1 rRNA gene is annotated in these 476 nt (G+C 45.8%); it reads left to right on the forward strand.

Features of this window, described 5'->3' with window-relative positions:
- Window positions 1–181 precede the first annotated feature (181 nt).
- Window positions 182–476 (forward strand): 23S ribosomal RNA (locus KBY02_RS26045); the annotation flags it as partial.

Raw genomic sequence — 476 nt, forward strand, 5'->3', positions numbered from 1 at the left:
TGAATGTTGATTTCTAGTCTTTGATTAGATCGTTCTTTAAAAATTTGGGTATGTGATAGAAAGAAATATAGACCGGGCACCTCTTTCACTGGTGTGTGTCCGGGCTAAGGTAAAGTTTGTGAAATGCAAACTTTCGGCGAATGTCGTCTTCACAGTATAACCAGATTGCTTGGGGTTATATGGTCAAGTGAAGAAGCGCATACGGTGGATGCCTTGGCAGTCAGAGGCGATGAAAGACGTGGTAGCCTGCGAAAAGCTTCGGGGAGTCGGCAAACAGACTGTGATCCGGAGATATCTGAATGGGGGAACCCAGCCATCATAAGATGGTTATCTTGTACTGAATACATAGGTGCAAGAGGCGAACCAGGGGAACTGAAACATCTAAGTACCCTGAGGAAAAGAAATCAACCGAGATTCCCTTAGTAGTGGCGAGCGAACGGGGACCAGCCCTTAAGTTGTATTGAGATTAGCGGAAC

The sequence above is a fragment of the Pseudomonas sp. P129 genome (assembly GCF_020312195.1).
In the GTDB taxonomy this organism is placed as follows: Bacteria; Pseudomonadota; Gammaproteobacteria; order Pseudomonadales; family Pseudomonadaceae; genus Aquipseudomonas; species Aquipseudomonas fragariae.